This is a genomic window from Stenotrophomonas sp. IS26 (assembly GCF_054188265.1).
Genome location: NZ_JBSZJV010000018.1, coordinates 1 through 16,903, shown reverse-complemented (window position 1 = coordinate 16,903; position 16,903 = coordinate 1). Strand labels below are relative to the sequence as shown.

Here is a 16,903-nt window from a genome sequence, read left to right as displayed (position 1 = left end):
TGCGCTCCAGCTCCCCTGCGACCGGCGCAGCCCTGCGCCGGCGTGCGCGTGGCCGTGTTCAGCGCGGGCACGGCATCCCTACGCGCGGCCCGATACACTGCCGCTGCGCCATCTTTGAAGAGGTTCATGTCCCGATGCTGTACGCGCAAGTCCATCTCACCCTGCCCGCCTGGATCCACGACCAGATCGATCTGGGCCGTGTCTATCCCGAGGATGCCGACAAGGTCGCGCTGGCGATCGAATTGTCGCGCCTGAATGTCGAGGCGCAGACCGGTGGCCCGTTCGGCGCCGTGGTGTTTGGGCCGGACCATCGTGTGATCGCCGCCGGCGTGAACCGCGTGGTCCCGCATACGACCTCGCTGGCGCACGCCGAGAACATGGCCTACATGCTGGCCCAGCAACGCCTGCAGACGCCACGCCTGAACGATGTGCTGTCGCCGATCACACTGGCGACCTCCTCCCAGCCGTGCTGCCAGTGTTACGGCGCCACCATCTGGGCCGGTATCGATCGGCTGCTGATCGGTGCCAGCGCGCAGGACGTGGAAGAACTGACCCCGTTCGACGAGGGTCCGCTGCCGGCGGACTGGGTCGGCGAACTCAACACGCGTGGCATCGAGGTCGTGCGCGACATCGAGCGCGACGCTGCACGCGCGGTCCTGCGCCAGTACGGAGAGATCAACGGTGCCCATTACTGATATCCGCGCTTCGGGCGCGATGCGATGAGCGGCCTGCTGTGTCTGTGCCGCCAGGGCTTTGAACCGGAACTGGCCGCCGAGCTGTCCGAGCGCGCGGCGTATGCCAACGTCGCCGGCTATGCGCGCACCCAGCGCAATGACGGCTACGTGGTGTTCGTCACCGAGGAAGGTGCGGCGCTGTCCAAGGCCTTGTCCTGGCGCTCGCTGATCTTCGCCCGGCAGAAGCTGCAGGTGCTGGCCGAGCTGCCGCAGCTCGATGCCGCCGACCGCATCACCCCGATCATTGCCGCGCTTCAGGGGCAGCAACGCTTCGGCGACATGTGGGTCGAGCATCCGGACTCGGATGAAGGCAAGCCGCTGGCCGGCCTGGCCCGCGCATTCGGCAATGCACTGCGCCCGGCGCTGCGCAAGGCCGGCCTGCTGACCGACAAGCCGAACACCGGCCTGCCGCGCCTGCACATCGTGTTCGTCGATGGTCGCCATGCGTTTGTGTGCGTGGCCGATACCCGCGACAGCGCGCCGTGGCCGCTGGGCATCCCGCGCCTGAAGCTGCTGCCCGATGCGCCTTCGCGCTCGGCGCTGAAGCTGGATGAAGCCCTGCTCACCCTGATGACGCCGGAAGAGCGCGAGCTGCTGGTCAAGCCGGGCATGCGCGCGGCCGATCTGGGCGCTGCACCGGGTGGCTGGACGTGGGTGTTGACCCGCCAGCACGTGAAGGTGATCAGCGTGGACAACGGCCCGTTGCGCGAGCATGTGCTGGAGACCGGCCTGGTTGAACATCTGCGCGCCGATGGCTTCCACTGGCAGCCGGAGACCCCGCTGGACTGGATGGTCTGCGACATGGTCGAACAGCCGCGCCGCGTGGCCGAGCGCATGGCCACCTGGTTCCGCGAGGGCTGGTGCAAGCATGCGATCTTCAACCTCAAGCTGCCGATGAAAAAGCGCTGGGATGAAACCCGCCTGTGCCTGGAGCTGTTCCAGGAGCAGGCCGGCAAACCGCTGCACCTGCGCGCCAAGCAGCTGTATCACGACCGCGAAGAAATCACGGTGCTGGCTTCGCCGCTGCGCTGACCCACGCGCACCACCGGTACCGCCGGGCACCCGGCGCCCCCACCTCAGATATACGGAGTTCCCATGCGACGCATATCCAGCCTCACCGTGCTGCTGTCCCTGCTGCCCACGCTCGCCTTGGCCCAGGTCCGCACCCCGCCGCCGGCGGTCAGCGAACCGCTGCGCGAGGTGCCGGCCAGCGTGCGCGCGCAGCCGCTCTCGCAGGGAGAGGTGACCCATCAGGTGACGCTGGCCGCACCGGCCGGCGAAGCCGCGGTGACGGTGCGTTCGGTGCAGCCGGTGAGCGTGGTCGGTCAGTACCGCATCGCGTTCGCGGCGCTGGATGTCGACGGCGATGGCTTCATCAGCCGCGCCGAGGCGCAGGCCAACCCGGCGCTGGCCGATGAATTCAACGCGCTGGACGTGAAGCGGCGCGGCACGCTGGACCGCGCCGATCTGGCCGGCTGGCTGATCGACTGAGCGCGCCGGTCACAGCCCCGCCGCGCGTTTCCAGAACATCGATACCAGCGGCGGCAGCTTTCCGGCGCAGCCCAGCGCGCGACCGCGCGCCAGGGTGAGGTGCATCTCATCATTGGAGAACACCGTGTTGATCGCATCGAAACTGTACGCAGCGACGGTGTTTTCACTGCGGCGTTCGCGTGCCCAGCGCTGCAGGCGGTGCGGTGACATCCAATCCTGGCGGCGCTGCTGTGCGGCCAGCACCATCGTCCGCAACGCGGCGACATCGCGCAGGCCCAGATTGACGCCCTGCCCGGCCAACGGATGCACCACGTGCGCCGCATCACCGAGCGCGAGCACGCGGCCGGCGACGTAGCCGGTCGCCAATTGGCGGCGCAGCGGGAAGGCCGCGCGCCTGGAGGCCAGGGTCATCGCCCCCAGCCGCCCGGCAAAGGCATGGGTGAGCTCACGGCCGAAGGCGGCCTCGTCGAGTGCCAGCACGCGCTCGGCCTCGGCCTCGGGCAGCGTCCACACGATCGAACTGCGCTGCGCGCTGATCGGCAGGACCGCCAGCGGGCCGGTCACCAGGAAGCGCTGCCACGCCGTGGCTTCATTGTTCTTTTCGGTATCCACGTAGGCAACCACGCCACGCTGGCCGTAATCCTGGCGGGTCACCTCCAGCCCGGCCAGGCGGCGCAGGGTGGATTCGGCCCCGTCGGCGGCGATCGCCAGCGACGCGTCGAGCCGACGGCCGTCGTCCAGGCGCAGGCGTACCCCGTTGGCGTCCTGCTCCAGCGCTTCCACCCGCGCCGGGCAGCACAGCTGCACGCCGGCCGCGGGCAGTGCCGCCCACAAGCGGTCCACCAGCAGATCGTTCTCGATGATCCAGCCCAGTTGTTCGCGGCCGAGCGTATCGGCATCGAAACGCAGTTCATCGCCGCCGGCCGCATCCCAGACCCGCATGCGGCGGTAGGCACAGGCGCGTGCGGCAGTCACCGCCGGCCACACGCCGAGCGCGGCCAGCAGCTGGGCGTTGTCCGGCGCGAACGCATACACGCGCAGATCCGGTTGCTGCGGCTGCCAGGCGGCTGGCTCGCGACCTTCGACCAGCGTCACCGTCAACCCGGCATCGGCCAACGCCAAGGCACAGGCCGCGCCGACCACGCCGCCGCCGACCACCACGACATCCTGCGGGCGCCGGCTCACAGGCCGGCTCCGCGGCACAGCGCCGGCACCTGGCCACGGAAGCCCATCGCGCCGCCGACCAGCATCGACTGCATCGGCGTCGCCTGCGCAGCCAGCAAGCCGAGCGACCGCAAGGGCCGCATCAGTGGCGCCGGGTTGCTGGTCAGGCGTGCCAGACCGCCGGAGAAGGCGATGGTCTGCTCGCGGTCTTCCAGACGTCGTGCCACATGTTCGCGCAGCAACGCATCGCTGCCGGCATCGTCAGCCCCGGCGACCAGCTCGGCCAGGGTCAGCGCATCGCGCAGGCCCAGGTTGAAGCCCTGTGCGCCCAGCGGATGGATGGTCTGCGCGGCATTGCCAAGCAGGACGGCGCGCTCGCCGACCAACGCCTGCGACAACACCTGGATCAACGGATACGCGCTGCGCGGCCCGCTCTCCAGCAGGCGGCCGGCACGCCAGCCGATCGCGCTCTGCAGGCGGCTCACCCAGCCGGCATCGTCCAGCGCCATCACCGCCTCGGCCTGATCGCGGGCAACGCCGTGCACCGCGCCGAAGTGACGATCACCACGTGGCAGCAACGCGGTCGGGCCGGTGTCGGTGAAGCGCTCGTACGCGGTGCCGTCCGGCGCACGGGCGGCACGCACCCGCGACACAAACAGGGTCTGTCGGAAATCATGCTCGTCCACGCCGATGCCCAGCGCGTCGCGCACGCCACTGCGGGTGCCATCGGCACCCACCACCAGGCGGGCCGACAGGCAGCGCTCACCGCTGTCATCGGCGATGAACACCTGGCGGTAGCCGTCCACCGTGGCGCCCAGGCGCACGAACCGGGCCGGACGATAGCGGGTCAGATGGGTCAGCGTCTGCAGCCGCGCCTCCAGCGCCTGGCCGAAATCGCGGGCCACGACCACCTGGCCGAACCACGGGCGCTGGTACTGCGCGGCCTCCATCTGCACCCGGCCGAAATCGCCGGCACGGCTGACATGGATACGGGTGATCGCGCCCGGCGCAGCGGCCAGCGCCTGCATCACGCCCAGCGCGGTCAGCGCATTGACGGTGGCCGCAGCAAAGCTGAGGTTGCGCTGGTCGAACACCGCCGGCAGCGTACCCAGCGGCGAGGCCTCGACCAGGCCGACATCGCGGCCGGCACGGTCCAGGGCAATGGCCAGGCTGGCACCGACCAGCCCGCCACCTACGATCACTACATCATGTCGTTCACTCATGCCCGCCATGATAAGGGTTCGCCCGTTCCGGCGGCGTGCGGCGGGCTGCCGCAGCAGGCGCTAGAATGAATGCCTGCCCTTACCCGTCACCGCCATGACCTCCACTGCCCAACGCGCCTTCGTCCTGTCCGTGCTCGTGCTGCTGATGGCGGCGACCCGGGTCAATCATTTCGCGGCGATTCCGGATGCGTCCTGGGCGGTGTTCTTCATCGGCGGCTTCTACCTGCGCCAGTGGACCCGCTGGGCGTTCCCGCTGCTGATGGCGTTGGCGGTAGTGGTCGACTGGATCGTGATCCGCCGCAGTGGCCTGGATTTCTGGCAGCACTACTGCGTCTCCCCCGGCTACTGGATGCTGCTGCCGGCGTACTTCGCCATGTGGGGCGGCGGCATGCTGCTGCGCGGCGGCTATCACGGTGCCACCTGGGCCGCGCTGGGCAAGGGCGCGCTGTTGCTGGTCGCGGCGGTGGCGGTCTGCCATCTGTTCGCCCAGGGCGGCTTCTACTGGACCAGTGACAACGTGGCCGCCCCCACCCTCGGTGGCTGGGCGAAAAACTACAGCGACTGGTTCCTGCCCTACCTGCGCACCGCCGCGGTCTACGTCGGCCTGGCCGCCGCCCTGCAGCTGGCGACCGAACAGGTCGGCAAGCTGCTGCAGGCGCGCCGCGACGTGCTGCACTGAGCGCGGCAGGGCTCCCCGATGGGCAACCGCCTTTCCCGTATCTATACGCGCACCGGTGACGATGGCAGTACCGGGCTGGGCGATGGCAGCCGCGTGGCCAAGGACGACGCCCGCGTCGCCGCCTACGGTACGGTCGATGAGGCCAACTCTGCGCTCGGGGTGCTGCTCGCGGCACCGCTGCCCGACGACGTCCGCGCCCTGCTGACGGTGATCCAGCACCAGCTGTTCGATCTGGGCGGCGAGCTGTGCATTCCCGGCCATGCCGCCATCCACGCCGCCGACATCCAGGCGCTGGAGCAGCAGCTGGACCACTACAACGCCGATCTACCGGTGTTGAAGGAATTCATCCTGCCGGCCGGTGGCGAAGCGGCCGCCCGCTGCCACCTGGCCCGCACCATCGTGCGCCGGGCCGAGCGTGAGACGGTCACGCTGGCGCGCCGGGAGACAGTCCGCCCGGAAGCGCTGCACTACCTCAACCGCCTGTCGGACCTGCTGTTCGTGCTCGCGCGCGTGCTGGCCCGCGCCGACGGCCACGGCGAGGTGCTCTGGCGCCACGAGCGCCGCCACGCCTGAGCGGCCCTGCCGCCCCACCCGGATATCCTGCCCGCATGCTGGTTTTCACCCACCCCGCCTGTCTGCAACACGATCCCGGCCGGGGCCACCCCGAATGCCCGGCGCGCCTGCAGGGCGTGCTCGATGCGCTCAAGGCGGCCTATCCGGACCAGCTGGACTGGCGGCAGGCGCCCCCGGCCAAGCTCGGTGAGCTGGCCCGGGTCCATGACAGCGAACTGATCGACCTGGTCCTCACGCCGCAGACCGAGCCGCTGCGGCTGATCGACATGGACACCATGACCTCGCCCGGCTCGGCCAGTGCGGCCCTTCACGCGGCCGGTGCCGGCGTGGCGGCGGTCGATGCGGTGATGCTCGGCGAAGACCCGGTCGCGTTCTGCGCCGTGCGCCCGCCGGGCCACCATGCCAGCGCCAACACGGCGATGGGCTTCTGCCTGTTCAACAACATCGCCATCGCCGCGGCCTATGCCCGCGACCGCTATGGACTGGAGCGGATCGCCATCGTCGATTTCGACGTGCACCACGGCAACGGCACCCAGGACATCTTCATCGCCGATCCCGGGGTGGCCTACTACAGCACCCACCAGGCCGGGTTGTTCCCCAATTCCGGCCTTCGCCGCGACCGTGGGGCCGGCAACCTGATGAACATCCTGCTGCCCCCGGGCAGCGGCGGCTTCCGCTTCCGCAACACCTGGGCCGACGAGATGCTGCCGGCCATCGATGATTTCCGCCCGCAGCTGCTGCTGATCTCGGCCGGCTTCGATGCGCACATGCGCGACCCGCAGGCCGACCTGATGCTGGAAACCGAGGATTTCGCCTGGATCACCGCCGAGCTGCGCGGGCTCGCCCGCCGCCACGGCGCCGGCCGGATCGTCTCCATGCTCGAGGGCGGATACGACCTGCAGGCCTTGGCCGAGTGCAGCGTGGCGCACGTCGGCGAGCTGCGCTGAGGCGGCCCGGCCCGGGTTGCGAATGAACCCGGCCCCCTGCATCGGCGCGACCTTCATTGCCCCTATGCAAGGGATGGGGCAAGCTACGATCCGTTTTCTCCCGAATCCGATACCGCGTGCGCCGAGCCCTCCGCCTGCTGCCTCTCCCCCTCAGTATCGCCATCTGCTTGCCGGCCCTGGCCGACGACAAGCCGGTCAACTGGGGCCTGTGCCCGGTAACCGACGTGCTGCCCGTGTTCGACGATGCGCCCAAGGCCGACAAAGCCGCGGCCGCCACGCGTGGCCAGCAGCCGACCGATATCGAGGGTGACCAACTTTCCGGTACCTCCGTGGTGCCCAACTACCAGGGCAATGTCGCGCTCAAGCGTGGCGACCAGTTCCTGGGGACCGACAACCTGAGCTTCGATACCGAGAGCGGCAATTACGTCGCCGAGGGCAACGTCCGCTACCAGGACTCCTCGATCCGGATGAAGGCCCGTCGTGCCGAGGGCAACCAGGAAAGCGATACCCACAAGATCAGCGACATCCAGTACCAGCTGGTGTCCCGCCGGGGCAATGGCGGTGCCGAGTCAATCGACCTGCAGGGCGCGGTGGGCCAGATGCATCGCTCCACCTACACCACCTGCGATCCCTCGCAGCCGGTGTGGAAGCTCTCGGCACCGCAGATCGAGGTCGATAACGACGCCGGCTTCGGCACGGCGCGCAACGCGGTGCTGCGCATCGGCAAGGTGCCGGTGCTGTGGGCGCCGTACTTCAAGTTCCCGATCGACGACCGCCGCCAGACCGGCCTGCTCTACCCGCAGATCGGCCTGTCCGGCCGCAACGGCTTCGACTACACCCAGCCGATCTATCTGAATCTGGCGCCGAACTTCGACGACACGCTGATGCCGCGCTACATGAGCAAGCGCGGTTTCATGCTGGACAACGAATTCCGCTATCTCTACGACGGCGGCCGCGGCGAGCTGATGACCGCCTACCTGCCCAACGACAAGCTGCGCGACAAGGATCGCGGCCGCGTGGAGTTCAGCGGGTACCACAACATCAACGCCAACTGGCAGGCCCGTGCCAGCCTGGCCTGGGTCAGCGATGAGCGCTATCTGGAGGATTTCTCCAACCGGCTGCTCGGCGTGACCACCTCCAACCTGCAGAGCCAGATCGGCATCTACGGTACCGGTGAGAACTGGACCGGCGGCCTGATGGCCGACTATTGGCAGCTCACCGATTACACGCTGACCGAAACGTCCCTGCCGTATGCCCGCCAGCCGCGCCTGTTCGTCAATTGGGACAAGCCGCTGCTGCCGTGGCTGGAAACCGGCGTGTATGCCGAAGCGGTGAACTTCACCCATCTGGACGTGCACGAGAAGTTCGGCGTGGAACAGGAATACGAGCGCACCGGCGTGTCACGCGCTGTGGATGGCGGCTCACGCCTGGACGTCAAGCCGTATGTCTCGATGCCGTTCAGCGGCGCGGCCTGGTATGTCACCCCGACCCTGGCCTACCGCTACACCGGGTATGACCTGGAGCGCGGGCTGGCCGATGACATCCGCCGGCAGAACCTGATCGCGGCCGGTATCGATCCGGCCACCGCGACCCCGGACCAGCTGCGCGGCAACACCTCGCCGAGCCGCAGCCTGCCGATCGGCACCATCGACGCCGGCCTGTTCTTCGACCGCGAGACCACCATCGGCGACACCCGCTTCCTGCACACACTGGAACCGCGCCTGTTCTACCTGCGTACGCCTTACCGCGACCAGAGCGACCTGCCGGTGTTCGATACGCGTGACTTCACCTTCAGCTGGGGCCAGCTGTTCCGCGATTCGCGCTATTCCGGCGCCGATCGCCAGAACGACGCCAACCAGCTGACCATGGCGGTGAGCACCCGCTTCATCGACCAGGACACCGGCAAAGAGCGCTTCTCGGGGAGCCTCGGCCAGATCCTGTACTTCGATGATTCGCGGGTCACGCTCAACAGCAGTGAAACGCCGGTCGAGCAGGGCAAGTCGGCCTGGATCGCCGATACGAACTACATGATCAACGACCGCTGGACCCTGGGTGCCACCTATCAGTGGGATCCCAAGTACAAGCGTGAGGATCTGGCCAGCGTGCGCGCGCGCTACCTCATGTCCAACGACGGCATCGTCAACCTGACCTACCGCAGCCGCTTGAATCCGCAGGCCTCGACCACGGCGACCCGCCGCGACCGGACGCTGCTGGAGCAGGCCGACCTGTCCTTCCTTTACCCGCTGAACGAGCGCTGGAGCCTGGTCGGACGCTATTACTACTCCATCCAGGACCGCGCCCCGCTGGAAATCATCGGTGGCGTGCAGTGGGACAGCTGCTGTCTGGCCGTTCGCGCCATCGCCCGCCGCTACGTGCGCAATCGCGAAGGTGAACTCAACAACTCCTTCCAGATCGAGTTCGTGCTCAAGGGCCTGAGCTCCATCGGCCAGAACACGGACCGCACCTTGCGCCGTGCTATTCTCGGGTACTACCGAGACGACCTCTATCTGGTGCCGCCCAGCAACACCGGTGCAGCCCGCGACGACTACGATCCGAATCAGATCCCATGACCAAGACCCTTCCCGTACTCCTCGCCTCCCTGCTGGCGGTCTCCTCCGCGACGGCCCCGTTGCAGGTGCTGGCCCAGCAGGGTCAGCCGCTGGACCGCATCGCGGCGATCGTCGATGAGGACGTCGTGCTGCAGAGCGAACTGGACCGCGCCGTCCAGAACATCAAGGCCCAGTACGCCGGTCGTGAAAACCAGCTGCCGCCCGATGATGTGCTCAGCCGCCAGGTGCTCGAGCGCCTGGTGCTGGTGAAGCTGCAGGTGGCGCGTGCCGAGAGCAGTGGCATCAAGGTCAGCGATCAGGAACTGAACCAGGCCATCAACGCCATCGCCCAGCAGAACGGCTCCACCCTGGATGCCCTGCGCCAGCGTCTGGCCAGCGATGGCCTGGATTTCAACGATTTCCGCGATTCGGTGCGTGACGAGATCACCGTCCAGCGCCTGCGCCAGAGCTTCGCGCAGAGCCGCATCACCGTCAGCGAAGGCGAAGTGGATGGCGCGCTCAAGCAGCAGGCCACCGTGGGCACCCAGTACCACCTGGCCCACATCCTGATCGGCCTGCCGGAAGGCGCCACCGCCGAGCAGATCACCACCGGCCAGAAGAAGGCCGATGGCGTCAAGGCGCTGCTGGACAAGGGCGAGATCGACTTCAACGCCGCCGCCGTCCGTTATTCGGACAGCCCCAACGCGCTGGAAGGCGGCGACCTGGGCTGGCGTTCGCTGGATGAAATCCCGAATGCCTTCGCGCAGATGATGAAAGAGATGAAGTCCGGCGACGTGGTCGGCCCGCTGCGTGGCCCCAGTGGCTTCCAGCTGCTGAAGCTGGTCGAGGTGCGTGATGCCAGCGCGGCCGCTGACGGCGGTCACACCATCACCGAATACCACGCCCGTCATATCCTGGTCCGCATCACCGACCAGCAGGACAATGCCGCGGCCAAGGCCAAGATCGACACCCTGCGTGCCCGCATCGCCGGCGGCGCCGAGTTCGATGCAGTGGCCAAGGAATCCTCGGAAGACAACAACAGCAAGGGCCAGGGCGGCGATCTGGGCTGGTTCCCGGCCGATGCCTTCGGCCCGGATTTCGGCAAGCAGGTTGAGGGCATCACCGACGGCGGCGTGAGCCCGCCGTTCCGTACCGATGCCGGCTGGCACATCGTCCAGCGCGTCGCCACGCGCCAGACCGATGCCACCACCGACAACCAGCGCGCCCAGATCCGTGAAACGATCGGCCGCCGCAAGCTGGAGGAAGAGTACAACCGCTTCCTGCAGGAACTGCGTGGCGAAGCCTACGTGGATATGCGCGGCTATGCCCCGGGTGCCGCGGCGACCACGCCGCCGCAGTCCTGATCCATGCTCCCGCAGCTCGCGCTGGTACCGGGCGAGCCGGCGGGGATCGGCCCGGAGCTCTGCCTCCGTCTGATCCAGCAGCCGCGCACCGATTGCCGGCTGCTGGCCTTCGCCGACCCGGACACGCTGCAGGCTGCCGCCGCTGCGCTGTCGCTGCCCCTGCAGCTCCTGCCTGAAGACACCATCGCCCGTCAGCCGGGCGATCTGCCGTTGCGCGCGGTCCCCAATGCCGTGCCCTCGCGCTTCGGCACGCCGGATCCGGCCAACGCCGGGGCCGTGATCGGCGCACTGCGCCAGGCCGGGCAGGCCTGCCTGTCCGGTGAACTTGCTGGCGTGGTCACCGGCCCGGTGCACAAGGCGGTCATCAACGAGGGCGGCATCGCCTACAGCGGCACCACCGAACTGCTGGCCGACCAGGCCCGCACCCCGGTGGTGATGATGCTCGCCAATGACATCGTCCGGGTCGCCCTGGCCACCACCCACCTGCCGTTGCGCGCGGTGGCCGATGCGATCACGGCCGATGGCCTGGCACTCACCCTGAAGATCATCCACGACGCCCTGCAGCGCGATTTCGGGCTGGCCTCGCCGCGCATCGCCGTGCTCGGGCTCAACCCGCACGCCGGCGAAGACGGTCATCTGGGGCGCGAAGAACTGGACCTGATCATCCCGCTGCTGGCGCGCCTGCGCGCCCAGGGCATGGACCTGGCCGGGCCGCTGCCGGCCGACACCGCCTTCCTGCCGGCCAAGCTGGCCGGGTTCGACACGGTGCTGGCCATGTACCACGACCAGGGCCTGCCGGTGCTCAAGTACAGCGGCTTCGAGCAGGCCGTCAACATCACCCTGGGCCTGCCCTACCCGCGCGTCGCGGTCGACCATGGCACCGCCCTGGATCTGGCCGGCCGCGGCCTGGCCGACCCGTCCAGCCTCCTCGCTGCCACCGCGCTGTGTGCCCGGCTGGCGCGCCAACGTACACTGGTGCCATGACTTCTTCGTATTCCTCCTCCGGCGCGCCCGGTTTTTCCGGCCCCGCCAAGAAGCAGCTCGGCCAGCACTTCCTCGCCGACCGCAGCTACATCGACAAGATCGTGCTGGCGGTCAGCCCGAAAGACGGCGACCGACTGGTCGAGATCGGCCCGGGCCAGGGCGCGATCACCCTGCCGCTGCTGCGCCGCCACCCGAAGCTGACCGTGATCGAGTTCGATCGGGATCTGGTCGGCCCGCTGGCCGCCGCCGCCGAACCGCTGGGCGAGATGACCATCATCCACCGCGACGTGCTGCAGGTGGATTTCACCGAGCTGGCTGCCGGCAGCCCGATCCGCCTGGTCGGCAACCTGCCCTACAACATCTCCTCGCCGATCCTGTTCCATGCGCTGGACCACGCCGCGGTGATCACCGACATGCACTTCATGCTGCAGAAGGAAGTGGTCGACCGCATGGCCGCCGATCCGGGCAGCAAGGTGTATGGCCGGCTGAGCGTGATGCTGCAGGCGTTCTGCAAGGTGACCTCGCTGTTCGTGGTGCCGCCGGGTGCGTTCCGCCCGCCGCCCAAGGTCGATTCGGCGGTGGTGCGGCTGGTCCCGCGGGATCCGGCCACGGTCGGCATCCTGGACCGCAAGCGCTTCGCCCATGTGGTCAAGGCCGCCTTTGGTCAGCGCCGCAAGACCCTGCGCAACGCGCTGCAGAACGTGTGCACGCCCGAGCAGTTCGAAGCGGCCGGCGTGCGCAGCGATGCCCGCGCCGAGCAGCTGGACGTGGCGCAGTTCATCGCGCTGGCCAACGTCCCGTACGAGGCTGACGCGCCGCAAGGTTGAGCGCGCCACCTCGTGGCCAGCACCGGCCGCGCGCACGTGGAACCGCCTGACATCCATGACGGGGGCGCTGCCAGCTTGGGCAGCACTCATCTCATCGTGCACAACATTCACTAAACTGCCTGCATGAACGACGCTGCAAACTACGCGATCTCCGTCGAGGTCGCCCCCCGCTTCCTCGATGACCAGTCCACCCCGGAGGACGGCCGCTACGCGTTCGCCTATACGATCCGCATCCTCAACCGGGGTCGCGTCGCGGCACGGCTGGTGGCCCGCCACTGGCGGATCACCGATGCCAATGGCCGCATCGAGCATGTCGATGGCGATGGGGTGATCGGCGAACAGCCGCGGCTGCGCCCCGGTGAAGACTTCCGTTACACCTCCGGTGTCATGCTGGAGACCGAGCACGGCACGATGCAGGGGCACTACGACATGGTGGCCGACGACGGCACCGAGTTCGCCGCCCCCATCGCGCCGTTCGTCCTGACCGTTCCGCGCACACTGCACTGATGGAGGCGCACGCATGAGTGTCTGGGCCATCGGCGACCTGCAGGGCTGCTACGACGTCACCCAGCGGTTGCTGGAAAAAATCAACTTCGACCCCGCGGTCGACACGCTGTGGTTCTGCGGCGATCTGGTCAACCGCGGGGGGCAGTCGCTGGAAACCCTGCGCCTGGTCCATTCGCTGCGCGAGAGCAGCGTGATCGTGCTGGGCAACCACGACCTGTCCCTGCTCGCGGTCGGTGCACGCACCGAGGAAGAGCAGCGCAAGGTCAACCCGGATCTGCTGCGCATCGTGCAGGCCGAGGACCGCGACGAGCTGCTGGACTGGCTGCGTCTGCAGAAGCTGGCCCATGTGGACCGCGAGCTGGGCTGGATGATGATCCACGCCGGGCTGGCCCCGAAGTGGACCACCCAGCTGGCCGAAAAGCATGCCCGCGAGGTCGAGCAGCAGCTGCACGGCAGCGGCTACCGCAAGCTGTTCCGCAACATGTATGGCGACAAGCCCAGCTGGTCCCCCGGGCTGGCCGGCTACGACCGCTCCCGCGCGATCATCAATCTGTTCACCCGGATGCGTTACTGCACCCCGCGGGGCCGGATCGGGATCGAAGACAAGGGCACGCCGGGTACGCAGGAACAGGGCCTGTACCCCTGGTTCGAAGTGCCGGGCCGCGCCGAGCGCGACCTGAAGATCGTCTGCGGGCATTGGTCCGCCCTCGGTCTGACCATCACCCAGGGCGTGCATGCGATCGATACCGGCGCGGTCTGGGGTGGCAAGCTCACCGCACTGCAGCTGGATACCGAAGAACTGCGCGTGGTGCAGGTGCCGGGCCGCGATGTGCCCAAGCCGGTGTCCGCGCCGCGTCCGCCGGCTCGCCGGCCGGCTGCCGAGGGTGCGCAGCCGAATGGGCGTCCACCGCGCCAGGGCCAAGGCCAGGGGCGCGACCGTGGCCGGGGCGGCCAGGGCCGACAGGGCGGCGGTGCGAAGCCCGCGCAGAACGCCGAGCAGCAGCCGCAGCAACAGCAACAGCCGCAGAACAACGACGTCACCAGCGACGCCGAATGAGCCGCAGGCCGGTCAGTACGACCGGCCTGCCAGCAGCGCGCGCTCAGGCGCGGCGGTAATCCACGAAATCGAACGCGAACGCGTGCCGCTCGTCGGCCGCGTGGTGTTCGCGCGCCACCTCCACCCACAGCGCCGGATCGACCGGCGGGAAATGGGTATCGGCCGGTACAGTGGTCTGTACCCACGTCAGGTGCAGATCGGTGGCCTGGGCCATGGCCAGGCGATAGATCTCGCCGCCACCGATGACGCACAGCTCTTCGGCCCCCGCAGCGCCCGCTGCCTGCAGCGCCTGCTCGATCGAGGCCACCGCCTGCATGCCGTCGAACGGCACCTGCCCACTGCGGGTCAGCACCAGATTCAACCGGCCCGGCAAGGCACGGCCGAGCGACTGCGCGGTCTTGCGCCCCATCAGGATCGGCTTGCCGACGGTCAGCGCTTTGAAGCGCTTGAGATCGTCCGGCAGCTTCCATGGCAGGTCGTTGTCACGGCCGATGCCGTGGTCGGTGTCCAGCGCGGCGATCAGGGAGAGCGTCATGCGCGTGTTGCTCACACCGCCACCGGGGCCTTGATCGCCGGGTGCGGGTCGTAACCATCGATGCGGATGTCATCGAACTGGAAACCGAACAGATCGGTCACGTCGGGGTTCAACCAGAGTTTCGGCAGCGCGCGCGGCTCACGTGCGAGCTGTTCGCGGGCCTGCTCGAAATGGTTCGAGTACAGGTGCGCATCGCCCAGGGTGTGCACGAAATCGCCGACGCCCAGCCCGGTCGCCTGCGCCACCATGTGGGTCAGCAGCGCGTAGCTGGCGATGTTGAACGGCACGCCGAGGAAGATGTCGCCGCTGCGCTGGTACAGCTGGCAGCTGAGCTTGCCGTCCACCACATAGAACTGAAACAGATTGTGGCACGGCATCAACGCCATCTGCGACAGCTCGCCCACGTTCCAGGCACTGACCACCAGCCGGCGCGAATCCGGGTTGCGCTTGATCTCGTCCACCAGCCACTGCATCTGGTCGATCGCCCCGCCATCGGCGGTGGCCCAGCTGCGCCACTGCTTGCCGTAGATCGGGCCGAGGTCGCCGTTGGCATCGGCCCATTCGTCCCATATCCGCACCTGGTGCTCCTTGAGATACCCGATGTTGGTATCCCCCTTCAGGAACCACAGCAGCTCATGGATGATCGAGCGCAGGTGCAGCTTCTTGGTGGTGACCAACGGGAAGCCGTCATTGAGATTGAAGCGCATCTGCCAGCCGAACACGCTGCGCGTGCCGGTGCCGGTGCGATCGGACTTTTCCGTGCCGTGCTCCAGCACATGCTCAAGCAGCGCCAGGTAGGCCTTCATGCCTTGGCGCCCGCGGTAGCGACCGGCAGGACCGGCTGCAGCACCGGCGCACGGCGCGACAGCGCCAGCAACACCAGGCCGAAGGCCACCAGCGGCAGGCTGAGCAGCTGGCCACGGGTGAACCAGTCGAAGGCGAGGTAGACGCCGTTGTCGGGCATGCGCACGAACTCGACCGCGAAGCGGAAGATGCCGTACATCAGCGCGAACAGGCCGGCGATGACGTAGCGGTGGCGCGGCTTGGCCGACACGGCCCACAGCACCACGAACATCACCAGGCCTTCCAGCAGCGCTTCATACAGCTGCGAGGGATGGCGGGCGTACGGGTTGAGCGCGCCGGTGGCGAACTCGGCCTTCAGCGTGGCCAGGTCCAGCCCGTTCAACGGCGCCGGCAGGCCGCTCGGGAACACCACGCCCCAGGTGCCATCGGTGTACTTGCCCCACAGCTCGGCGCCGATGAAGTTGCCGATGCGGCCGAACCCCAGGCCCAGCGGCACCAGCGGGGACATGAAATCGAGGGTATCGAACAGGTGCAGGCGATGCTTGCGCGACCACCACCACGCGGCGAACAGCACGCCGAGCAGGCCACCGTGGAAGCTCATGCCGCCGTCCCAGACCTTGAACAGCAGCAGCGGGTTGTGCAGGAATTCCGAGGTGGCGTAGAACAGCATGTAGCCCACGCGGCCACCGACGACCACGCCGAGCATCGCGTAGAACAGCAGATCGGAGAAGCCGGTGGCATCGACCCCGGGCAGGCGCCCGGCCGCGATCCGCTTGCGCCCCAGCCACCAGGCGGCGGTGAAGCCGAGCAGGTACATGATGCCGTACCAATGCACCTTGATCGGCCCAAGCGAGATGGCGATGGGGTCGATGTCGTGGAAATAGATCATGGGCGATGCCTTGCAGGGATGCCGATATTCTAGCGCCGCCCGGGAGCGGCCTCGCGGTGGCCCCGATCACGCGATTGCCGGGCTTCAGCCCAGCATCTGCGGCGTGTCCGGCAGGCCGTCATCCTGTGACCCCGGAACGGGCGGATAGTGCCCGGCCAGCAGGTCGGAAACCTCTTCGATCGCCAGCAGCACGCCCTCCTGCAGCGCGCCCTCGCGCAGCCGCTGCTGCATGTGCGCGCAGATCGCCTGCCACTGCGCCTCACCGATGCGCCCACGCAGCCCGCGGTCGGCGACCAGCTCGATGGCATGGTCGGCCAGCAGCAGGTAGATCAGCACGCCGTTGTTGTGTTCGGTATCCCAGGTGTGCAGCTGGGCGAAGGCCTGCTGTGCGCGCTGCTGTGCGGTGATGCCCTGCCACAACGCGGCCAGCGGCAGAGCCGCTTCCACCGCGAACATCACCTGGCCACCGTGGCGCCGCTCGCCGGCAGTGATCGCATCGGTGATCGCCTGCAGATGTGCGGGTGGGAAGGCGCGCCGCACCGACGGGGAAAACACGTGCCGGAGCCAGCGCATCAC

Annotated in this window: 18 protein-coding genes; 12 read left to right on the top strand and 6 right to left on the bottom strand. The window is 68.3% G+C overall.

All coding sequences use genetic code 11. The annotated features are described in order from the left end of the window. The first annotated feature begins 134 nt into the window (after positions 1–134). From ACW6W5_RS14360 to ACW6W5_RS14350, 3 genes are all read left to right on the top strand, one after another. Positions 135–695: a nucleoside deaminase gene (locus ACW6W5_RS14360; protein ID WP_121042815.1), complete on the top strand. Its 561-nt coding sequence runs from the start codon at positions 135–137 to the stop codon at positions 693–695. Positions 696–719: 24 nt separating this feature from the next. Continuing rightward, on the top strand, positions 720–1,766 hold the full coding sequence (gene rlmM, locus ACW6W5_RS14355) for a 23S rRNA (cytidine(2498)-2'-O)-methyltransferase RlmM (RefSeq protein WP_121042813.1): 1,047 nt from the start codon (positions 720–722) through the stop codon (positions 1,764–1,766). 63 nt (positions 1,767–1,829) lie between these two features. After that, the gene (locus tag ACW6W5_RS14350) at positions 1,830–2,225 is read left to right on the top strand and encodes an EF-hand domain-containing protein (protein ID WP_121042811.1); all 396 of its coding nucleotides are present in this window, start codon (positions 1,830–1,832) and stop codon (positions 2,223–2,225) included. 9 nt (positions 2,226–2,234) lie between these two features. On the opposite strand, the gene ACW6W5_RS14345 is transcribed toward ACW6W5_RS14350, so the two are convergent. After that, positions 2,235–3,410: a UbiH/UbiF family hydroxylase gene (locus ACW6W5_RS14345; protein WP_152154475.1), complete on the bottom strand. Its 1,176-nt coding sequence runs from the start codon at positions 3,408–3,410 to the stop codon at positions 2,235–2,237. Continuing rightward, the gene (ubiH, locus tag ACW6W5_RS14340; RefSeq protein ID WP_121042807.1) at positions 3,407–4,612 is read right to left on the bottom strand and encodes a 2-octaprenyl-6-methoxyphenyl hydroxylase; all 1,206 of its coding nucleotides are present in this window, start codon (positions 4,610–4,612) and stop codon (positions 3,407–3,409) included. Before ubiH ends, ACW6W5_RS14345 begins: the two co-directional genes overlap by 4 nt. Before the next feature lie 94 nt (positions 4,613–4,706). On the opposite strand from ubiH, the gene ACW6W5_RS14335 reads away from it, so the two are divergent. The 9 genes from ACW6W5_RS14335 to ACW6W5_RS14295 all read left to right on the top strand — a co-directional run bounded on the left by ACW6W5_RS14335 (position 4,707) and on the right by ACW6W5_RS14295 (position 14,099). Continuing rightward, positions 4,707–5,291 (top strand): hypothetical protein, encoded by a 585-nt coding sequence (locus tag ACW6W5_RS14335; RefSeq protein WP_121042805.1) that lies wholly within the window; start codon positions 4,707–4,709, stop codon positions 5,289–5,291. An 18-nt stretch (positions 5,292–5,309) separates the two neighbouring features. Continuing rightward, positions 5,310–5,864: a cob(I)yrinic acid a,c-diamide adenosyltransferase gene (locus ACW6W5_RS14330; protein WP_152154477.1), complete on the top strand. Its 555-nt coding sequence runs from the start codon at positions 5,310–5,312 to the stop codon at positions 5,862–5,864. Positions 5,865–5,899: 35 nt separating this feature from the next. Then, positions 5,900–6,811, top strand: coding sequence for a histone deacetylase family protein (locus ACW6W5_RS14325; protein ID WP_152154479.1), 912 nt, complete (start codon positions 5,900–5,902; stop codon positions 6,809–6,811). Positions 6,812–6,927: 116 nt separating this feature from the next. Next, positions 6,928–9,381: an LPS-assembly protein LptD gene (gene lptD / locus ACW6W5_RS14320; protein WP_152154481.1), complete on the top strand. Its 2,454-nt coding sequence runs from the start codon at positions 6,928–6,930 to the stop codon at positions 9,379–9,381. Beyond that, positions 9,378–10,724, top strand: coding sequence for a peptidylprolyl isomerase (locus ACW6W5_RS14315; protein ID WP_121042798.1), 1,347 nt, complete (start codon positions 9,378–9,380; stop codon positions 10,722–10,724). Before lptD ends, ACW6W5_RS14315 begins: the two co-directional genes overlap by 4 nt. Positions 10,725–10,727: 3 nt before the next feature. Beyond that, positions 10,728–11,708, top strand: coding sequence for a 4-hydroxythreonine-4-phosphate dehydrogenase PdxA (gene pdxA, locus ACW6W5_RS14310; protein WP_121042796.1), 981 nt, complete (start codon positions 10,728–10,730; stop codon positions 11,706–11,708). Beyond that, positions 11,705–12,535, top strand: a complete 831-nt coding sequence (gene rsmA, locus ACW6W5_RS14305) for a 16S rRNA (adenine(1518)-N(6)/adenine(1519)-N(6))-dimethyltransferase RsmA (RefSeq protein WP_152154483.1) — start codon at positions 11,705–11,707, stop codon at positions 12,533–12,535. The genes pdxA and rsmA overlap by 4 nt, the downstream gene beginning before the upstream one ends. Positions 12,536–12,658: 123 nt before the next feature. Then, the gene (gene apaG, locus ACW6W5_RS14300; protein WP_121042792.1) at positions 12,659–13,042 is read left to right on the top strand and encodes a Co2+/Mg2+ efflux protein ApaG; all 384 of its coding nucleotides are present in this window, start codon (positions 12,659–12,661) and stop codon (positions 13,040–13,042) included. A gap of 13 nt (positions 13,043–13,055) precedes the next feature. Continuing rightward, on the top strand, positions 13,056–14,099 hold the full coding sequence (locus ACW6W5_RS14295) for a symmetrical bis(5'-nucleosyl)-tetraphosphatase (RefSeq protein ID WP_121042790.1): 1,044 nt from the start codon (positions 13,056–13,058) through the stop codon (positions 14,097–14,099). Between the two features lie 43 nt (positions 14,100–14,142). Here ACW6W5_RS14295 and ACW6W5_RS14290 read toward each other — a convergent pair whose 3' ends face one another. From ACW6W5_RS14290 to ACW6W5_RS14275, 4 genes are all read right to left on the bottom strand, one after another. Then, complete coding sequence (locus ACW6W5_RS14290; protein ID WP_152154485.1) at positions 14,143–14,634, bottom strand: dihydrofolate reductase; 492 nt, start codon at positions 14,632–14,634, stop codon at positions 14,143–14,145. Positions 14,635–14,645: 11 nt separating this feature from the next. Next, a complete protein-coding gene (locus ACW6W5_RS14285; RefSeq protein WP_152154487.1) occupies positions 14,646–15,440 on the bottom strand; it encodes a thymidylate synthase in 795 nt (264 codons plus the stop codon). Beyond that, on the bottom strand, positions 15,437–16,327 hold the full coding sequence (lgt, locus tag ACW6W5_RS14280; RefSeq protein ID WP_152154489.1) for a prolipoprotein diacylglyceryl transferase: 891 nt from the start codon (positions 16,325–16,327) through the stop codon (positions 15,437–15,439). Before lgt ends, ACW6W5_RS14285 begins: the two co-directional genes overlap by 4 nt. A gap of 84 nt (positions 16,328–16,411) precedes the next feature. Beyond that, positions 16,412–16,900, bottom strand: a complete 489-nt coding sequence (locus ACW6W5_RS14275; RefSeq protein ID WP_282263113.1) for a TPM domain-containing protein — start codon at positions 16,898–16,900, stop codon at positions 16,412–16,414. Positions 16,901–16,903 lie beyond the last annotated feature (3 nt).